The following is a 17,526-nucleotide window of genomic DNA, read 5'->3' on the forward strand; positions in this document are numbered from 1 at the left end:
ACCCCTCATGCCCGAGCTGGTGTTCTTCTCCGGAACGATGGACTGCGGGAAGTCGACACTGGCTCTCCAGATCGAGCACAACCGCTCGGCGCGGGGCCTGGCGGGCATCATCTTCACGCGCGACGACCGCGCCGGCGAGGGCAAACTCTCCTCCCGGCTCGGCCTGGTCACGGACGCCGTGGAGGTCGAGGACGGGCACGACCTGTACGCGCACGTCGTCGACCACCTCTCCCAGGGCGGTCGCGCGGACTACGTGATCGCGGACGAGGCGCAGTTCCTCGCGCCGGAGCAGATCGACCAGCTCGCCCGCGTGGTCGACGACCTCGAACTCGACGTGTACGCCTTCGGCATCACCACCGACTTCCGCTCCAAGCTGTTCCCCGGCTCCCAGCGGCTGGTCGAGCTCGCCGACCGCGTCGAGGTGCTCCAGGTCGAGGCCCTGTGCTGGTGCGGCGCCCGCGCCACGCACAACGCCCGCACCATAGGCGGCGTCATGGTCGTCGAGGGCGCCCAGGTGGTCGTCGGCGACGTCACCCGGTCCTCCGACGAGGTCGGTTACGAGGTCCTGTGCCGACGCCACCACCGCCGCCGCATGACGGCGGCGACGGCTCACGCGGCGGCGCTGTCGCCGGACGTGCTCCCCGTCACCCCGGTCTGACGGGCGGCGGCCCGCGAGGCGGGGTTGACGCGCCGTCAGGCGGTGAGCGTCACTGTTCCGGTCCCGTTCCCACGTGATCGGAGAAGGCATGCAGCCGCGTTTCCGACGTCCCGCCTCCACCCGCCGCACCCGCCGCGCGTCCGCCGTCCTCCTCGCCGCCGCCCTGCTCGCCGCGGCGGCACCGGCGTCCGCCCGGGACCGGGAGGCCCCGGGGTCCCGGGCCCCGGCGGTGCCGTTGCGGGTGGCCACGTACAACATCCACGCCGGAGCCGGTACCGACCAGGTCTTCGACCTGGACCGGACCGCCGAGGCCGTACGCGGCCTGCGGGCCGACGTGATCGGCCTCCAGGAGGTCGACGTGCACTGGGGCGCGCGCAGCGACTTCGCCGACGAGGCCCGCGCGCTGGCCGAGAAGCTGGGCATGCGGGTGTACTTCGCGCCGATCTACGACCTGGACCCGGCCGCCCCGGGCGCGGAACGCCGCCGCTACGGCGTCGCCGTGCTCAGCCGCCACCCGATCATCGAGGCGGAGAACCACGAGATCACCCGGCTCTCCACCCAGACCTCGGAACCCGTGCCGGCCCCGGCGCCCGGGTTCGCCGAGGTGACCGTCAACGTGCGGGGTGCGCACGCGCACGTCTACGTCACGCACCTCGACTACCGGGCCGACCCCTCCATCAGGGCGGCCCAGGTGGACGACATGCTGGAGGTGCTGGCCGCCGACCACGGGCCGAAGATCCTCGTCGGCGACTTCAACGCCGAGCCCACCGCCCCGGAACTGGCGCCGCTGTGGCGGAAGCTCCGCGACGCCGCCCCGGGCGGGGGCCCGACGTACCCCGCCGTCGACCCGGTCAAGCGCATCGACCTGGTCACCGTCTCGCCCGACGTCACCGTGGCCGGTGCCCGTGAGGTGGCGACCGAGGCGTCGGACCACCGACCCGTGGTCACGGACCTGGAGCTGCACCGGCGCGGCCGCTGAACTCCCGGCGTCGAACAAGTGATCACCGGGCGGGAGGACATGGTTATGATCACCCCGGCAAGGCCGTAGCGCAGAGGTCGTCGCGCCCACGCATCAAGCTGGAGGACGCCGGTTCGAATCCGGTCGGCCTTGCCACCCTTGTCGTGAAAGTCGATTGGCGTCGGTCCGTCCCGGGCGGGCGGAGGGCGATGCCGCCCTCGGCACGCGGGCACCGGCGACGGACCGGTGGAGTGGTGATGACGCAGCCGACGCCCGTGCGCTGCCCGGCGATCGAGCACCCGGACATCCCGATCGGCGATCTGGCCGGCCTGGACCCGCTGCTCGCCCGGCTGAGGTCCGGCCGGGCGGTGGAGTCCGACGAGACCTTCCCACTCGGCACCCTGCGCGCGGACGGCCGCGTCGACCTCTGCAAGCAGGGCCTCGGCCCGGACGGGGCCGCCCGCCTCCTGCCCGTCGCCGCCGCCTCACCGCACGCCCGGCACATCCTGCTCGGCACCAACGCCATCGGCGACGAAGGGGCGTCGACGGTCGCCCGCGCGCTCGGCGACGGCCACGGCCTGCACACGCTCTACCTCGGCTGCAACCGCATCGGCCCCGAGGGCGCCGCCGCGCTCGCCGACGCCCTGTCGGCGGACGCGACCGTGCGCGCCCTGTGGCTCAAGCGCAACCCGGTGGGTGACGACGGGGCCCGCGCCCTCGCCGCGATGCTCCGCCGCAACACCACGGTCCGCACCCTCGACCTGGTCAACACCGGGCTCACCACCACGGGACTGCGCGCGCTGCTCCACGCCCTCACCGGCCGCCCGCGCCCGGTGGAGCGCCTCTTCCTCGGCGGGAACGGCCTGACCGCCGACGCCGCCGGGCTGCTGGCCGCGCTGATCCGGGAGGCGGGCGTGCGCGAGCTGTACCTGCCCGCCAACCACCTCGGCGACGAGGGCGCCGCCGTCCTCGCGGCCGCGGCCGACCCCGCGCGGCCGGTACGGCTCGGGCTGGGCGGCAACGGGATCGGCCCCGCCGGGGCGCGGGCCCTCGCCGGAGCCCTGGACGGCATCGAGGCGCTCGACCTGGGCCGGCCGCCGTCGGAGCGGAGCCTCGGCGCGCCCGCCAACGCCACCGGTGACGACGGCGCCCGCGCCCTGGCCGCCGCCCTCGGCGGCAGCCCCCTGCGCCGGCTCGAACTGCGCCACACCGGTCTCACCGGGCGGGGCGCGAAATCCCTGCTGGCGGCCGTGCCGGACGGCTCACCGCTGGAGTACGTCGGCCTGGGCCCAGGACTGCCCCGCAAGGTGAAACGGTCCCTGACCCGGCGCCTGCGACCCGCCGGCGGGGCCCATCCGGACCTCAGCGCGATAGGAAGTGTCTACCGGTGAGCGCACGCCCCCTCCTCCCGTGCTTCTCACCGGAGGAGGCGTCGAGTTGGCGGCGGATCCGCCGCTACGCGGTGCCCCGGACGATGATCGAGCGCGCCGCCGAACGCCGCTCGGCCGGCGACTGGCGCGGGGCCTGCGCGGCGGCCGGTGTCGACGTCGACGTCGACCTGCAGGAGATCGCCGAGCACTGCGGCCACGAGGTGGCCGAGGCGCTGGAGGACGACATGCGCCACCTGGTCCCCGACCTGCTGCGCTGGCACCTGCCCCGCATACTGGGCGGGTGGACCACCCTGGACACCGGCCGCACCGTGGTCCTCGCCCGCTACCGGCCGGTGCGGGCGGCCGAAGGCCCCCGGGCCACGCCGTACCTCCACGTCACCACACCACCGATGCGGGAGGGCCCGCAGCGCGTCACCCTGCGCTTCGGCACGGTCCGGGACGAGAGGGCCGCCGGCGTCTTCGGCCCGCGGACCGACGACTGGAGGTACGCCCGGCACCTGTGGGACGCGCGGCGCACCGGCGAACTGCGTGAGCGGTGCGGCGGCACCGACCGGACGCCGTTCTTCCATCCCGACGCCAGGCCGCGCGCAACGGAGGAACTGCCCACGGGGGATCCCGGTCCCGGTGACGCGGCGGCGCAGGCCGAATGGGCCACCCTGCTGCACCACAGGGACGGCCTCCGGGCGGCATTCGAGGCGGTCGGCATCAAGGCCGACCTGTCCCCACCGGACACCCGGACGCGGTACCCGGCCGACCCGGCGTGGTTCCTCCGCAGGACCGCGCTCGGCCACACCCGTCTGGAGCCCGAGGTCCGCCTGCTGACGGACGAGGGGGTGGGGGACCGATTCCTCATCGCCGGCGACTGGCGGATGAACATCCTGCTGGAGCCGGCGTCCCCGGGCGGTACCGGGCTGCGGCTCCGTGCCGTCGACCCGAAGGAAGCCGACGGCGTGCCCTTCCTGCCCGAGGCGCTCTGGCGCAGGCTCCCCGACCTCGACCTGCTGCACGTCGAAGGAGTCGAGCCCGCGCATCTGCACCCTCTGGTCCGCGAGGCGCTGTTCCCGGCCCTCCGGCTTCCCGAGGGGCCTGCCGGCCCCCCGGGCCCCGACGCCCCCGCGCCCGTCAGGGTCCGCTGCCGCGGCGAGTGGCACGAGGTGGGCTTCCGCGCGGGTGGCGGGCTGCTCCACATGCCGCACAGCGACGAGGAGCAGCAGCGCGAGCGGGCCCTGCGAGCCTTCGGAGGCGCCGTCGCCGGATGCTTCGCCGTCCAGCAGACCTGGTCGTCGGGAAGCGGCCGGCTGCCGAAGGCACTGCGGGCCCAGATGCGCGACCTGTTCCTGCGTGCCCAGCACGGTGACACCCACGGTGTGCTCGAACTCCTGGACGCGGGCGTGGACCCCCGGGTGTGCGGCGCCGGCCGGCGCACGCTGCTCCACGTACTGCACCTGCTCGACCACGAACCGCTCCTGCCCCGGCTGCTCGAGGAGGGCCTCGACCTCGAGGCCCGGGACCACCGGGACCGCACACCGCTGTTCGTGGCGGTCAACGACGGCGGTTCCCGGGCCCTGGTCGAAGCGTTGCTGGCCGCCGGCGCCCGCATCGACGTGGTCGACGACGCAGAGTACTCGCTGGCCCAGGTCGTGCGCCGGTTCAAGCGTGCCGACCTGGGTTTCCTGCGGGAACGGGTACGGGAGGAGCATCCGGGCCTCGGCGCCGACTGGTGGGACGAGATGATGGACAACAACGAGGACCACGACGACGAGGACGAGGACCGTTGAACACCGCAACCGCCTCCCGCACCGCGCCGCCCCCGCTGGCCGCCGCGGACGACCTCGTCGCCCGGCTGCGCACCCGGCGCACCGAACCCGCGGCCGACCACCGACTGGAGGCGCTGGCACTGGCGGTGACGGCCAACCAGCCCGTCCTCCTCTGGGGTGAACCGGGCATCGGCAAGTCGGCCGCCCTGGAGCAGCTCGCCGCCGGACTCGGCCTCCCGCTGGAGACGGTCATCGCCAGCGTGCACGAGCCGTCGGACTTCGCCGGGCTGCCGATCGTGGGGGACGACCCGGCCACGACCGGCGTGCCGATGGCCCCGCCCGACTGGGCGGTCCGGCTCCAGCGCGCCGGCCACGGCCTGCTCTTCTTCGACGAACTGTCCTCCGCTCCACCGGCGGTGCAGGCGGCGCTGCTGCGGGTCGTCCTCGAACGCCGGGTCGGCAGCCTCGTCCTGCCCGACGCGGTACGCATCGTCGCCGCGGCCAACCCGCCCTCCAGCGCCGCCGACGGCTGGCACCTCAGCCCGCCGCTCGCCAACCGCTTCGTCCACCTCCACTGGACCCACGACCCCGCCACGGTCGCCCGCGGCATGGCCGGAACCTGGCCGGAAGTCGCCGTCCCCCTCGTCGATCCGGCCAAGGTGCCCGGCGCCGTCGCGCGGGCCCGCGGCGCCGTCTCCGGGTTCCTCACCGCCCGCCCGGGCCTGGTCCACCACATACCCGCCGACGCCGAGGGCCGGGGCCGGTCCTGGCCGTCCCCGCGGACCTGGGAGATGGCCCTGCGGCTGCTCGCCACGGGCTACGCGACCGGCGCCGGCCGCGAGGCGGTGGCCGCCGCGCTCACCGGTGCCGTCGGGGACGGCGCGGGCATCGAGCTGCTGTCGTACCTGGAGCACCTCGACCTGCCGGACCCCGAGCGGGTCCTCGCCGACCCCGACGCCTTCGCCCTGCCCGAGCGCGGCGACCGGCAACTGGCCTTCCTCATCGCGGTGGTCGCCGCCATCCAGAGCGAGCCCACCCGGCCCCGCTGGGAGGCCGGCTGGACGGTCCTGGCCAAGGCCGTCGACGCCGGCGTTCCGGACGTGGCCGCCCGGGCCGCCACCGACCTGGCGGCGATGCGCCGGCTGGACTGGCCGGTGCCGCCCGGCATCGACGGGTTCCTGGACCTGCTGCGGATGTCCGGGGCCCTGCCCGGCAGCCCGTGAGGCCCGCGGACGTGGCGGCATCCGGCGGGGGACTGGACAGGACGAAGCTGCTGGCCGCCCGCTACCGGGCGGCGAACGACCGGCCCTATCTGGCGTCGGCCCTGTACGCCCTGACCGTCGTGCCCTGTCCCGACGTGGGGACGATGGCGGTGGACCGGCACTGGCGCTGCTACGTGTCACCGGCCTTCGTCGCCGCCACGCCCGTGGCGGAACTCGCCGGTGTCTGGGTGCACGAGGCGGCGCACCTGCTGCGCGACCACCACGGCCGCGCCGGGCGGCTCACCGCCGCCGAACAGCGCGACCGGTACCGCGTCAACGTCGCCCAGGACTGCGAGATCAACGACGACCTCCTCGCCGACGGCCTGCGGCTGCCCGCCGGACGCGTCGAGCCCCGTCTCTTCGGCCTGCCCGACGGGCAGCTGTTCGAGGCCTACCTGCACGGACTGCCCCCGCACGTCCAGGGGCACGACTGCGGATCGGGCGCCCACGGCCGCCCGTCGCCCTGGGAACTCCCGGCGTCCACCGGCCCCGTCCCGGTCGGGGACGCCGAGGCGCGCGCACTGCGCCGGCACACCGCCGAGGCGATGCGCGCCCACCAGCGCGCCCGGGGCACCCTGCCCGCGGGGTGGCAGCGCTGGGCAGAGGAGGTCCTGGAACCCACGGTGGACTGGCGGCAGGCGCTGTCCGGCGCGGTGCGGGAGGCTGCCGCGTGGGCCGGCGGGGCCGTCGACTACACCTACCGCCGCCCGTCACGCCGTACCCCGGCGCTGCGCGGCGTCGTCCTGCCGAGCCTGCGCCGCCCGCTGCCCCGGGTGGCCGTCGTCGTCGACACTTCCGGCTCGATGGGCGACGCGGAACTCGCGGCGGCCCTGGGGGAGATCACGGGCGTGCTGCGCGAGGTCGGCGTACGCGGCAACCGCGTCACCGTCCTCGCCTGCGACGCCGACGTGCACGCCGTGTCCCGGGTGACGTCCACCGAGCAGGTCACCCTCGGCGGCGGTGGCGGCACCGACATGCGCGTCGGCATCGACGCCGCGCTCGCGGCACGGGAGCGCCCGTCCATCGTCGTGGTCCTCACCGACGGCCACACCCCCTGGCCCGCCGAACCCTCGTCCTGCCGCCTCGTCGCGGCGCTGATCGGCCCCGGCGCGCCCCGGCCGCCGGACTGGGTGGAGACGGTCCGCGTCACCGCCTGACGGCAGCACCCCAGGCGTCGGCCCCGCTCATCACCCCGGGCTCTGCACCAACGAGAACCGCGCCCCCTCCGGATCCGCCACGGACGCCACGCGGCCGCGTGGCGTGTCCCGGGCCGGCTCCAGGACGTGCCCGCCCAGCTCGGTCAGCCGCTCCAGGGAGTCGCCGATGTCGGCCACCTCGAAATACGTCGTCCAGTGCGGCCCCCGTTCGCGGGGCAGGGCGTCGCCGATGCCGTGGATGCCGGCGACGGGACGGCCGTCGAGGCGGAGGGTCACGTAGTCGAGGCCGGCGGCGGTCGCCGGCTCCACCTCGAAGCCGAACACCGTCTCGTAGAACTTGGCGACGCTCGCCGCCTCGAAGGTGGTGAGTTCGTTCCACGCGGGCGTGCCGGGCTCACCGGTGACGGCCGTGCCGAGGTGGGCCGCGGCCTGCCAGACACCGAAGACGGCGCCCGACGGGTCGGAGCCGATGGCCATGCGCCCCGCCTCGGCCGCGTCCAGCGGGCCCACGCCCACCGTGCCGCCGCACGCGCGTACCGTCTCGGCCGTCCGGTTCACGTCGTCGGAGGCGAGGTACGGCGTCCAGGCGATGGGCAGTTGCCGGCCCGCGGGCAGCGTGCCGATGCCCGCCACCTCACGCCCGTCGAGCAGCGCCCGCACGTAGGGGCCGAGCTGCTGCGGTCCGGGCCGGAACTCCCAGCCGAACAGCGCTCCGTAGAACTCCTGGGTCGCGGCCGGCCCGTGCACCATCAGGCTCACCCAGCAGGGCGTGCCGGGTGTACGCCGGGCGTGCGTCTCGCCGCCGCGGCCGGCCGGCCCCCGTGCATCGGTCATCGTCACTCTCTCCTCGGCCCTGCGCGGGCCGTGCGTCCGCTTGCGCTCCGTCGGCCCCTCGCGCGGCCCCTCGTGCCGATGCCGCCCCGGACCCGGTGCCGCGTGCCCCGGGCGGGCCCCGGAAGCCGGCCCGGCGGCCCGGGCAGTACAGCATGTGCCCGATTCCGTACGCCTCGTGATCGGTACTGTCCGGCGGGCAGAGTAGCCCGACATCGACGCGGCGGCCACTCGGTACGCCAGGATGGGGCCATGAACGCCATCATCTCCGCATCCGAACTCGCGAACGAGCTGGCGGGCACGAACCCGCCCGTCCTGCTCGACGTCCGCTGGCAGCTGAGCACGGCCAAGGCGGCCGGTGCGCCGCCCTTCGACGGCCGGGCCGAGCACGCGGCCGGGCACATCCCCGGCGCCGTCTTCGTCGACCTGGACCGGGAGCTCGCCTCCGCCCCGGGCGAGCACGGCCGGCATCCCCTGCCGGACCTGGGGGTGTTCGGTGCCGCGATGCGCCGCGCGGGGGTCTCCTCGGCCCGGCCGGTCGTCGTCTACGACGGTGGTCAGGGGTGGGCCGCGGCCCGCGCCTGGTGGCTGCTGCGCTGGACGGGCCACCCGGACGTACGCGTTCTCGACGGCGGACTGCGCGCCTGGCAGGGGTCCCTGTCCGCCGACGTCCCGGTGCCCGCCGAGGGCGACTTCGCCCCGGCGCCGGGCGCGTCGGGCCTGCTGGACGCGGACGGCGCCGCCGCGCTGGCCCGGTCCGGGGTGCTGTTCGACGCCCGGGCGGGGGAGCGGTACCGGGGTGAGGTCGAACCCATCGACCCGGTCGGCGGTCACATCCCGGGCGCGGTGTCGGCGCCCACGACGGACAACGTGCTGGAGGACGGCCGGTTCCGGCCGGCCGAGGAACTGCACGCCCGCTTCAAGTCCCTGGGCGCGACCGACGGCGATGAGGTCGGCGTGTACTGCGGCTCGGGTGTCTCCGGCGCCCACGAGGTGCTGGCGCTGGCGGTGGCCGGCATCCCGGCGGCGCTGTACGTGGGGTCGTGGTCGGAGTGGTCGTCGGACCCGGAGCGACCGGTGGCCGTCGGACCGGACCCCCAGTAGCCCCCGGCTGTGGACGCGTCAGGGCCGCACCCCGCGGGGTGCGGCCCTGACGCGTGCGGGGAAACCCCCGCCTACTCCTGCTTCTTGCGCCGCGTGCCGAAGACGATCTCGTCCCAGCTCGGCACCGCAGCGCGGCGCCCGGGGCGGACGCCGTCGGCCTCGGCCTGGCGGTCGGTGGAGCCGGTGAGGCGGTCGCGGTGGCTGCCCACCGAGCGTGGCATGAGCACGTCCGCGTAGGCGGAACCGGCCGACGCCGCCGGGGCGGGGGGCTCCTCCACCTCGGGCTCCTCGGTGGGTTCCTCCACCGGCTCCGGCACCCGCTCGGGGACCACCAGATCGCCCCGGAAGCTCGGCACCGCCTCCAGCAGGCTGGTCAGCGAGTCCCGCTCGCGTTCGCCCGAGGCGGTGGCCGTGGTCTCCTCGGCCGGCTCCGACGCCTGTGCGGGCAGGCTGGGCCGTTCCCGGTGCTCCCGGTCGAGGGTGCGGTCCAGCGGCCGGTCGCGCGGCAGCCGCGCGATGCGCGGGACGAACGGGAAACTGGGCTCGTTCGCCGCGAGGTCGTCGGTCTCGCCGATCAGCGCGCGCGCCTCGTCGTCGACGGCCTGGACGAGCCGCCGGGGCGGGTCGTACGTCCAGCTCGCCGAGTGCGGTTCGCCCGCGACCAGGTAGACCAGCAGGACCTCCCAGGTGCCGTCGTCCCGGCGCCACGAGTCCCACTGCACGGTGTCCTTCTCGGCGCCGCGCAGCAACAGCCGTTCCTGCACGGCCTCGCCGAGGGGTGGACCGGAGTTCTCGCCGGGCCGGCGGACGGGGGTCTTGCGGGCCCGCTCCGCCATGAAGGCGCGCTCCGCGAGGACGGGGCCCTCGAAGCGGCGTACGCGATCGACGGGGATGCCGGCCATCTGGGCGACCTCTTCCGCGGTCGCACCGGCTCGTATACGCGCCTGGATGTCGCGGGGGCGGAGATGGCTCTCCACCTCGATCTCGATCTGGCCGAGGCGGGGACGGTCGCCGCGTACGGCGGCCCGGAGCCGCTCGTCGATCGGAAGCGTGTACTCCGTGCTGTCCGCAGCCTTCAGCACCAGCCGTGTGCCGTCATTCGAGACGGCCACGACACGCAGTTCGGGCATGGGGACCTCCCGGGTGGTGCCTGCCGACGTCACGTGCGTCGCTGCTTCCGCTCTGTCGAGTGTGACCTGCCCGGGTGCAGCCTGCCACAACCTTGCCGAGTTGCCCGGCGTGTCGGGCGCGGGCCCTGGATCGCCGTTATGGCACGGTTACCTATTCGCAACGCTGAGTGACCAACTCCGTCACCCTGTGCAACTAGCTCCCTCCCGGCGGTCCTTCGAGGTCCTGAACCCCCTGTCGGGAGACCGGACCCAGGGCTCGCAACAGTACTCCATTCGGGCCACCTGCGTGGATTGGCGCGCCGCCCGTGTTCCGGCAAGAGGGAGCACTCGGCCGTCCCCGGCGCGATTCCCGCGCTCTCGCACGTGGCCTACTTCACGGAATCACCAGAAACGGAACTAATGGTTTCGACCGTACGTCCCCTCCTCGTGCAGTTGATCGATCACGTACGGGAAAGACAGGCAAGGTCCGGGAATGCGTGAAAGGCCCGATGTCGTCGGTGAAGCGGACATGCGTGCGGAGGTGGAATCCAAGCGGATCGACTTGAGCGTGCCTCAGGTCGCGGGCAGTGCCCTGGCGGCGGTGGTCGCGGCCAAACTCGCCTCCTCCTTCGGCGTCTACGGCACGATTCTCGGCGCCGGCCTGATCAGCGTCATCGCCACCTGCGGCGGCTCGGTGTTCCAGCACTTCTTCAGGCGCACCGGGGAGCAACTGCGCACCAGACGCGCCGCCGAGGCGGGGGTCGCGGCGGGTGCCGGACACTCCGGCGGACCAACGGCGCCCGCACCGGGCGAGTTCACCGAGGGCACCGTCTACCGCGCGCGGGTCACGAGCTGGAAGCGGCCGCTGGTCGCGGCGGCCCTCGTCTTCGGCGTCACCATGGGCGGGATCACCGCCTACGAAGTCGTCTCCGGCCACAACCTGAGCGGCGGAGGGAGCACGACCGTCGGCAGCGCCTTCTCCGGTCACGGCAAGTCCGCGCCGGACCCGGGGGAGTCGGGACCGTCCGGTGACTCCGACGGCTCCCCGGCCCCGACGGGCTCGGCCGACTCGCGGGACCCGGGGGACTCCGGCACCGGTGACGACGCACCGGCGGCGACTCCGTCCGGCACCCCGAGCGGCTCCGGCGCCGGCACGTCGCCGGACGGCACCGCACCGGGGGACGGCGGAACCGGCTCCGGGCAGGCGCCCTCGCCGAGCGCCACCGGGAGCGACGGGTCCGGCGAGGACGCGAGCCCCGCCCCCGACGCCTCGGCTACGACCCCAGAACCCGGCGCAAGTAGTCGTTCCGGAAGCGGCGATCAGGGTCAAGACGGTCCCGCAGCGCCGTGAACTCGCCGAAGCGCGGGTACACCCCGGCGAGGTACTCGGCGTCCCGAGTGTGGATCTTGCCCCAGTGCGGGCGCCCCTCGTGCGCGGTGAAGATGCGCTCGGCGGCGGTGAAGTACGCCTGGTAGGGGGTGCCCCGGAACATGTGTACGGCGATGTACGCGCTCTCGCGGCCCGAGGCGGTGGAGAGCGTGATGTCGTCGGCCGGCGCCGTCCGCACCTCGACCGGGAAGCTGATCCGCAGCCCCGACCGGTCGACCATCGCCTTCAGCTCGCGCAGCGTCTCGACGACGGCCTCGCGCGGAACGGCGTACTCCATCTCCACGAACCGCACCCGGCGCGGGGAGGTGAAGACCTGGTAGGGGATGTCCGTGTAGGTCCGCGCGGACAGGGCCCTGCTGGAGACCCGCGCGATCGCCGGGACGGTGGCGGGCACCGCGCGGCCGACCCAGTTGGCCGCCTGGAAGACGCCGTTGGAGAGGAACTCGTCGTCGAACCAGCTCTGGAGGCGGCCCACCGGCTGCGCCGGGCCCGCGCTGCGGTTGTTGCGCTTGGTGTTGGTGCTGCCGGTGTGCGGGAACCAGTAGAACTCGAAGTGCTCGTTCTCGGCCCAGAGTTGGTCGAAGTCGGCGAGAACCCGCTCGAACGGCATCGGTTCCTCGCGGGCCGTCAGCAGGAAGACCGGCTCCACCGCGAAGGTGATCGCGGTGACGACGCCGAGGGCGCCGAGGCCGATCCGGGCGGCGGCGAGGACCTCGGGGTTCTCCTTCTCCGAGCACGTCAGCACCGAGCCGTCGGCCGTGACCAGTTCCAGACCCTTGATCTGGGCGGCGATCGAGGCCGAGTCGCGGCCCGTGCCGTGGGTTCCGGTGCTGATGGCCCCGGAGACCGTCTGCTCCATGATGTCGCCCATGTTCGTGAGCGACAGGCCCTCCCGCGCGAGGGCCACGTTGAGCCGCTTGAGCGGGGTGCCGGCCTCCACCGTCACCGTCATGGCGTCGCGGTCGACGCGACGGATGCCGGTCAGCAGGTGAGGGCGGATCAGCACCCCGTCCGTCGCGGCTATCGAGGTGAAGGAGTGCCCCGTGCCGACGGCCTTGACCGGCAGCCCGTCCTCGGCGGCCCTGCGTACGGCCTCCGCCAGTTCGTCGACGGACGCGGGAGCGACCTCCCGCGCGGGGCGCGCGACGACGGTGCCGCCCCAGTTACGCCAAGTGCGGTTCTTCCCGCTCGTCTTTCCGCTCGCCGTGCGTGTGCTGCTCAACGGTCCCTCCCCGACGCGGAGCCGGCCGCTTGAGCCGGCGGTACCCGAGGAAACCGACCGCGACCGCGACGGCCCCGGCGACCGCCGGAACCCCGTACCCGGCCCGCGCGCCGGCCGCGTCGATCACCCAGCCGCCCGCGGACGAACCGAGCGCGACCCCGACCGCGAGCCCGGTGCTCACCCAGGTCATGCCCTCGGTGAGCTGCGCGCGTGGTACGTGCTCTTCGATGAGGGACATCGTCGTGATCATCGTGGGAGCGATGGACAGACCCGCAACGAACAGCGCCGCGGCCAGAAACGGCAGGTTCCCGACCAGTAGGAGGGGGATCATACTCACGGCCATCGCACAGACGCCCAGCAGCCAGCGGCGCTCGGGCGGTCCGGCGAAGCGCAGCAGGCCGAAGATCATGGCCGCCGTGCAGGAGCCCGCCGCGTACAGGGCCAGCACGAGACTGGCGGCGGCCTTGTGCCCCTCCTCCTCGGCGAAGGCCACGGTGACCACGTCGACGGCCCCGAAGATCGTCCCCGTCGCCGCGAACGTCGCGACCAGGACCTGCAGCCCCCGGGAGCTCAGCGCGGTGCCGCCGCGCCCCTTGTGCTCGCGCGGATGCGGCACGGGCTCGGTGGCGCGCTGGGCGGTCAGCCAGAAGACACCGGCCGCGAGGAAGCAGGCGGCCAGCAGCGGACCGGCCTCCGGGAACCACGCCGTGGACAGACCGATGGAGATGATCGGCCCGAAGATGAAGCAGACCTCGTCCACCACGGACTCGAAGGAGTACGCGGTGTGCAGCTGCGGAGTGCCCCGGTAGACGGCCGCCCAGCGGGCGCGGACCATCGCCCCGAGGCTCGGCACGCAGCCGATGCCGACGCAGGCGGCGAACAGCACCCAGTCGGGCCATCCGTAGTGCGCGGCCGGCAGCAGCACCGCCGCCGCCGCGAGGGACACCAGCGTGGCCGGGCGCAGCACGCGCCGCTGGCCGTAGCGGTCCACCAGCCGCGAGACCTGCGGTCCGGCCACGGCCGCGGCGAGCGCGATGGTGGCCGACAGTCCGCCGGCCAGTCCGTACCGGCCGGTGAGCTGGGAGATCATCGTCACCACGCCGATGCCCATCATCGACAGCGGCATCCGGCCGAGGAAGCCCGCGAAGGAGAAGCCCTTGCTGCCGGGGGCGGCGAACAGGGCGCGGTAGGGGCTGGGCAACGAGGTCTCCGGTAACGGCTCAGTAAGGTGCGATCGCAGTCGATACAGCTTACGCGCGAGGGTGCCCCGAAAGCACCCCCCGGGACGCACCGCAGCCACCCGCCGATGTCCTGTGTCAGTGCCGGGTGGCAGGATCGAGACATGCCTGACGTGCTCGATGCCAGCCCCTACGACGCCCTGCTCCTGCTCTCGTTCGGCGGCCCGGAGGGCCCGGACGACGTCGTCCCGTTCCTGGAGAACGTGACGCGCGGGCGCGGCATCCCCAAGGAACGCCTCAAGGAAGTCGGACAGCACTACTTCCTCTTCGGCGGGGTCAGCCCCATCAACGACCAGAACCGCGCCCTCCTGGACGCCCTCCGCAAGGACTTCGCCGAGCACGGCCTGGACCTGCCGGTCTACTGGGGCAACCGCAACTGGGCGCCGTACCTGACGGACACCCTGCGCGAGATGGTCCGCGACGGCCGCCGCCGCATCCTCGTCCTCGCCACCAGCGCCTACGCCTCGTACTCGGGCTGCCGCCAGTACCGCGAGAACCTCGCGGACGCGCTCGCCGCCCTGGAGGCCGAAGGCCTGGAGCTGCCGGAGATCGACAAGCTGCGGCACTACTTCAACCACCCCGGCTTCGTCGAGCCCATGGTCGACGGAGTCGTCCGGTCCCTCGCCGACCTCCCCGAGGAGGTCCGGGACGGCGCCCACATCGCTTTCTCGACCCACTCGATCCCCACCGCCGCGTCCGACACCTCCGGCCCCGTCGAGGAGCACGGCGACGGCGGCGCCTACGTCCGCCAGCACCTGGACGTGGCACAGCTCGTCGCCGACGCCGTCCGTGAGCGCACCGGCGTCGACCACCCGTGGCAGCTCGTGTACCAGTCGCGGTCCGGCGCCCCGCACATCCCGTGGCTGGAGCCCGACATCTGCGACCACCTGGAGGAACGCCACGCGGCGGGCGTCCCGGCCGTGGTGATGGCACCCATCGGCTTCGTCTCCGACCACATGGAGGTCCTCTACGACCTCGACACGGAGGCCACGGCGAAGGCCGGGGAGCTGGGGCTGCCGGTGCGCCGTTCCGCCACCGTCGGCGCCGACCCTCGGTTCGCCGCCGCGGTCCGCGAGCTCGTCCTGGAGCGGGCGTCCGCCGAGCGCGGCCAGGAGATCACGCGGTGCGCCCTGGGCGCGCTCGGCCCGAGCCACGACCTGTGCCCCGTCGGCTGCTGCCCCGCCCGCGCCCCCCGGCCGGCCGCCGCCGGCGCCGACAGCCCCTACGCCTGAGGAGCCCCGTGACCGACGTGACGACCGACCCCCTCCACACGGAGCTGCTGAAGATCGCCCAGGAGGCCGCTCACCGCGCGGGCGTACTGCTGCGCGACGGCCGCCCGGCCGACCTCGGGGTCGCGGCCACCAAGTCGAGCCCGATCGACGTGGTGACGGAGATGGACATCGCCGCCGAGAAGCTGATCACCGGCCTGATCTCCGACCGGCGGCCCGACGACGGATTCCTCGGCGAGGAGGGCGCCGCCGTCGAGGGCACCAGCGGCGTCCGCTGGGTGATCGACCCGCTCGACGGCACGGTCAACTACCTGTACGGACTGCCCACCTGGGCGGTCTCCATCGCCGCCGAACAGGACGGCGAGCGGGTCGCCGGGGTGGTCGTGGCACCGATGCGCGGCGAGACGTACTGGGCGGTCCGGGGCGGCGGTGCCTGGGCGACGGGAGCCTGGGCCGGCGAACGGCGGCTCGCCTGCCGGCCGGCGGCGCCGCTGGACCAGGCGCTGATCTCCACCGGTTTCAACTACGTCGCCGAGGTCCGCGCCGAGCAGGCCGAGATCGCGCGGCGCCTGATCCCCCTCGTGCGGGACATCCGGCGCGGCGGTTCGGCCGCGATCGACCTGTGCGACGTGGCCGCGGGCCGCCTCGACGGCTACTACGAACGCGGCCTGCACCCCTGGGACCTCGCGGCGGGCGACCTGATCGCCCGGGAGGCGGGCGCCGTGACCGGTGGGCGCCCCGCGGAGCGCCCGTCACGCGACCTGACGATCGCCGCCACGCCTGACGTCTTCACGCCCCTCCAGCGCCTCCTGCTGGACTTCGGCGCCTGACCGGAGCGTCGTCCGCGACGTCTCCCGACGGCCCGGCACGACGGGGCCCCGGCGCTGGATCCCGCCGGGGCGCCGTCGCTCTTCGGGCCGATCAGACGCCGGTCGCCCTGACCTCCACACCATGCTCGGCAGCGAGGCGGCGCAGGTCGTCGAGCTCACCCAGCTCGACCTCGACGAGGAACTCGTCGCCCTCGTCGCGGGCCCGGGACAGGTCGGACTCGGTCGTCTGTATGCGCTGCAGAAGTCCTGCGGTGAAAGCGTCCATGCTGCGCCCCCTCGTCCTGGGTCGTGGGTCGGTGGCACGGGGGTGTGCCGATTCGGAAGGGGCGATCACGTCTCCGGTGGAGTGCCCAGCGCTGCCCGGCTGGGCGGCGACGGTGCCGGACACCCACGCCCGCTCTGCGGAAGCGGACCGCGTCGTACCGCGTGGCGCGCGGTACAGGCAGAGCGTGATCGCGGGGTGTAAAGCCGTCCTCCCCCTGCTCCCTCCCGCGGAAACCTCAACCGCACGAGAAAATCCCGCATTCCCGGGTTCGGTGATCCTTTCCGGACGCCCGTTTCCCGGGCCCGGCCGCGCCGGGTCCGGCGCCCCGTCCGACCCGCACCGCTCCCTCAGCCGCCTTACAGCCGACTTATGGCCGAAAAGGGCAGGATGGAGGCCAACACACCCACGAGCCCCCCTGCCCTCGTGCGCCCGAGCGGCGCTGCGCGGGTGGACACAGGAAGGACAAGCGACGTGCGCGTACTCGTCGTCGAGGACGAGCAGCTGCTCGCCGATGCGGTGGCCACCGGACTGCGCCGGGAGGCCATGGCCGTCGACGTCGTGTACGACGGTGCGGCCGCCCTGGAGCGCATCGGCGTCAACGACTACGACGTGGTCGTCCTCGACCGCGACCTCCCCCTCGTGCACGGCGACGACGTCTGCCGCAAGATCGTCGAACTCGGCATGCCCACCCGCGTGCTGATGCTCACGGCCTCCGGTGACGTCAGCGACCGGGTCGAGGGCCTGGAGATCGGCGCCGACGACTACCTGCCCAAGCCCTTCGCCTTCAGCGAGCTCATCGCGCGTGTGCGCGCGCTGGGCCGGCGCACCAGCGTGCCGCTGCCGCCCGTCCTGGAGCGCGCCGGGATCAAGCTCGACCCCAACCGCCGCGAGGTCTTCCGCGACGGCAAGGAGGTCCAGCTCGCCCCCAAGGAGTTCGCCGTGCTCGAGGTGCTCATGCGCAGCGAGGGCGCGGTCGTCTCCGCGGAGCAGCTGCTCGAGAAGGCGTGGGACGAGAACACCGACCCGTTCACCAACGTCGTGCGCGTGACCGTGATGACCCTGCGCCGCAAGCTGGGCGAGCCGCCCGTCATCGTCACCGTGCCCGGCTCCGGCTACCGGATCTGA

Annotated in this window: 16 protein-coding genes and 1 pseudogene; 12 read left to right on the top strand and 5 right to left on the bottom strand. The window is 74.1% G+C overall.

Annotation, left to right across the window (positions count from 1 at the left end; all coding sequences use genetic code 11):
• The first annotated feature begins 7 nt into the window (after nucleotides 1-7).
• The 7 genes and pseudogenes from ACGF3H_RS14185 (at nucleotide 8) to ACGF3H_RS14215 (ending at nucleotide 7,183) form a co-directional block, all read left to right on the top strand.
• Nucleotides 8-658: a thymidine kinase gene (locus tag ACGF3H_RS14185; protein WP_362490758.1), complete on the top strand. Its 651-nt coding sequence runs from the start codon at nucleotides 8-10 to the stop codon at nucleotides 656-658.
• 88 nt (nucleotides 659-746) lie between these two features.
• Nucleotides 747-1,637, top strand: coding sequence for an endonuclease/exonuclease/phosphatase family protein (locus tag ACGF3H_RS14190; RefSeq protein WP_362490761.1), 891 nt, complete (start codon nucleotides 747-749; stop codon nucleotides 1,635-1,637).
• Nucleotides 1,638-1,696: 59 nt separating this feature from the next.
• Nucleotides 1,697-1,772: pseudogene (locus tag ACGF3H_RS14195) on the top strand.
• A 101-nt stretch (nucleotides 1,773-1,873) separates the two neighbouring features.
• Nucleotides 1,874-3,007, top strand: a complete 1,134-nt coding sequence (locus ACGF3H_RS14200; protein WP_362490763.1) for a gala protein — start codon at nucleotides 1,874-1,876, stop codon at nucleotides 3,005-3,007.
• On the top strand, nucleotides 3,004-4,785 hold the full coding sequence (locus ACGF3H_RS14205) for an ankyrin repeat domain-containing protein (protein ID WP_362490766.1): 1,782 nt from the start codon (nucleotides 3,004-3,006) through the stop codon (nucleotides 4,783-4,785). The genes ACGF3H_RS14200 and ACGF3H_RS14205 overlap by 4 nt, the downstream gene beginning before the upstream one ends.
• Entirely contained in the window at nucleotides 4,782-5,987 is a 1,206-nt protein-coding gene (locus ACGF3H_RS14210) for an AAA family ATPase (RefSeq protein WP_362490769.1), read from the top strand. The genes ACGF3H_RS14205 and ACGF3H_RS14210 overlap by 4 nt, the downstream gene beginning before the upstream one ends.
• An 11-nt stretch (nucleotides 5,988-5,998) precedes the next feature.
• Nucleotides 5,999-7,183, top strand: coding sequence for a VWA-like domain-containing protein (locus tag ACGF3H_RS14215; RefSeq protein ID WP_362490772.1), 1,185 nt, complete (start codon nucleotides 5,999-6,001; stop codon nucleotides 7,181-7,183).
• 30 nt (nucleotides 7,184-7,213) lie between these two features.
• Here the strand turns inward: ACGF3H_RS14215 and ACGF3H_RS14220 are convergent, their stop codons facing one another.
• Nucleotides 7,214-8,017 carry a VOC family protein gene (locus ACGF3H_RS14220; protein ID WP_362490773.1) on the bottom strand — a complete coding sequence of 268 codons (804 nt, stop codon included), beginning with the start codon at nucleotides 8,015-8,017 and terminating at the stop codon, nucleotides 7,214-7,216.
• A gap of 249 nt (nucleotides 8,018-8,266) precedes the next feature.
• Here ACGF3H_RS14220 and ACGF3H_RS14225 point away from each other — a divergent pair, with 249 nt between their 5' ends.
• The gene (locus tag ACGF3H_RS14225) at nucleotides 8,267-9,118 is read left to right on the top strand and encodes a sulfurtransferase (RefSeq protein ID WP_362490776.1); all 852 of its coding nucleotides are present in this window, start codon (nucleotides 8,267-8,269) and stop codon (nucleotides 9,116-9,118) included.
• Nucleotides 9,119-9,189: 71 nt separating this feature from the next.
• Here the strand turns inward: ACGF3H_RS14225 and sepH are convergent, their stop codons facing one another.
• Nucleotides 9,190-10,248, bottom strand: coding sequence for a septation protein SepH (gene sepH / locus ACGF3H_RS14230; protein WP_362490778.1), 1,059 nt, complete (start codon nucleotides 10,246-10,248; stop codon nucleotides 9,190-9,192).
• 472 nt (nucleotides 10,249-10,720) lie between these two features.
• Here sepH and ACGF3H_RS14235 point away from each other — a divergent pair, with 472 nt between their 5' ends.
• Nucleotides 10,721-11,578, top strand: coding sequence for a hypothetical protein (locus ACGF3H_RS14235; RefSeq protein ID WP_362490781.1), 858 nt, complete (start codon nucleotides 10,721-10,723; stop codon nucleotides 11,576-11,578).
• Here the strand turns inward: ACGF3H_RS14235 and ACGF3H_RS14240 are convergent.
• Both ACGF3H_RS14240 and ACGF3H_RS14245 read right to left on the bottom strand, forming a co-directional pair.
• Nucleotides 11,502-12,839 (bottom strand): D-arabinono-1,4-lactone oxidase, encoded by a 1,338-nt coding sequence (locus ACGF3H_RS14240; protein WP_362490783.1) that lies wholly within the window; start codon nucleotides 12,837-12,839, stop codon nucleotides 11,502-11,504. The two genes, ACGF3H_RS14235 and ACGF3H_RS14240, sit on opposite strands and share 77 nt — an antisense overlap.
• Complete coding sequence (locus tag ACGF3H_RS14245) at nucleotides 12,781-14,040, bottom strand: MFS transporter (protein ID WP_362490786.1); 1,260 nt, start codon at nucleotides 14,038-14,040, stop codon at nucleotides 12,781-12,783. Before ACGF3H_RS14245 ends, ACGF3H_RS14240 begins: the two co-directional genes overlap by 59 nt.
• Before the next feature lie 141 nt (nucleotides 14,041-14,181).
• Between ACGF3H_RS14245 and ACGF3H_RS14250 the strand changes: the two genes are divergently transcribed.
• Entirely contained in the window at nucleotides 14,182-15,309 is a 1,128-nt protein-coding gene (locus ACGF3H_RS14250; protein ID WP_362490788.1) for a ferrochelatase, read from the top strand.
• A gap of 8 nt (nucleotides 15,310-15,317) precedes the next feature.
• Complete coding sequence (locus tag ACGF3H_RS14255) at nucleotides 15,318-16,136, top strand: inositol monophosphatase family protein (RefSeq protein ID WP_362490790.1); 819 nt, start codon at nucleotides 15,318-15,320, stop codon at nucleotides 16,134-16,136.
• Nucleotides 16,137-16,227: 91 nt separating this feature from the next.
• Here ACGF3H_RS14255 and ACGF3H_RS14260 read toward each other — a convergent pair whose 3' ends face one another.
• Nucleotides 16,228-16,401 (bottom strand): hypothetical protein, encoded by a 174-nt coding sequence (locus ACGF3H_RS14260; RefSeq protein ID WP_362490793.1) that lies wholly within the window; start codon nucleotides 16,399-16,401, stop codon nucleotides 16,228-16,230.
• 471 nt (nucleotides 16,402-16,872) lie between these two features.
• Here ACGF3H_RS14260 and ACGF3H_RS14265 point away from each other — a divergent pair, with 471 nt between their 5' ends.
• Entirely contained in the window at nucleotides 16,873-17,526 is a 654-nt protein-coding gene (locus ACGF3H_RS14265) for a response regulator transcription factor (RefSeq protein ID WP_003993508.1), read from the top strand.

Origin of the sequence: Streptomyces sp. NPDC048185 (assembly GCF_043202495.1) — a bacterium.
GTDB lineage: Bacteria > Actinomycetota > Actinomycetes > Streptomycetales > Streptomycetaceae > Streptomyces.

Excerpts from the sequence above, each read along its gene's own strand:
- ACGF3H_RS14190 (WP_362490761.1), top strand. The coding sequence starts at position 747 with ATGCAGCCGCGTTTCCGACGTCCCGCCTCCACCCGCCGCACCCGCCGC.
- ACGF3H_RS14200 (WP_362490763.1), top strand. The coding sequence starts at position 1,874 with ATGACGCAGCCGACGCCCGTGCGCTGCCCGGCGATCGAGCACCCGGAC.
- ACGF3H_RS14225 (WP_362490776.1), top strand. The coding sequence starts at position 8,267 with ATGAACGCCATCATCTCCGCATCCGAACTCGCGAACGAGCTGGCGGGC.
- ACGF3H_RS14250 (WP_362490788.1), top strand. The coding sequence starts at position 14,182 with ATGCCTGACGTGCTCGATGCCAGCCCCTACGACGCCCTGCTCCTGCTC.
- ACGF3H_RS14220 (WP_362490773.1), bottom strand. The coding sequence starts at position 8,017 with ATGACCGATGCACGGGGGCCGGCCGGCCGCGGCGGCGAGACGCACGCC.
- ACGF3H_RS14185 (WP_362490758.1), top strand. The coding sequence starts at position 8 with ATGCCCGAGCTGGTGTTCTTCTCCGGAACGATGGACTGCGGGAAGTCG.
- sepH (WP_362490778.1), bottom strand. The coding sequence starts at position 10,248 with ATGCCCGAACTGCGTGTCGTGGCCGTCTCGAATGACGGCACACGGCTG.
- ACGF3H_RS14260 (WP_362490793.1), bottom strand. The coding sequence starts at position 16,401 with ATGGACGCTTTCACCGCAGGACTTCTGCAGCGCATACAGACGACCGAG.
- ACGF3H_RS14235 (WP_362490781.1), top strand. The coding sequence starts at position 10,721 with ATGCGTGAAAGGCCCGATGTCGTCGGTGAAGCGGACATGCGTGCGGAG.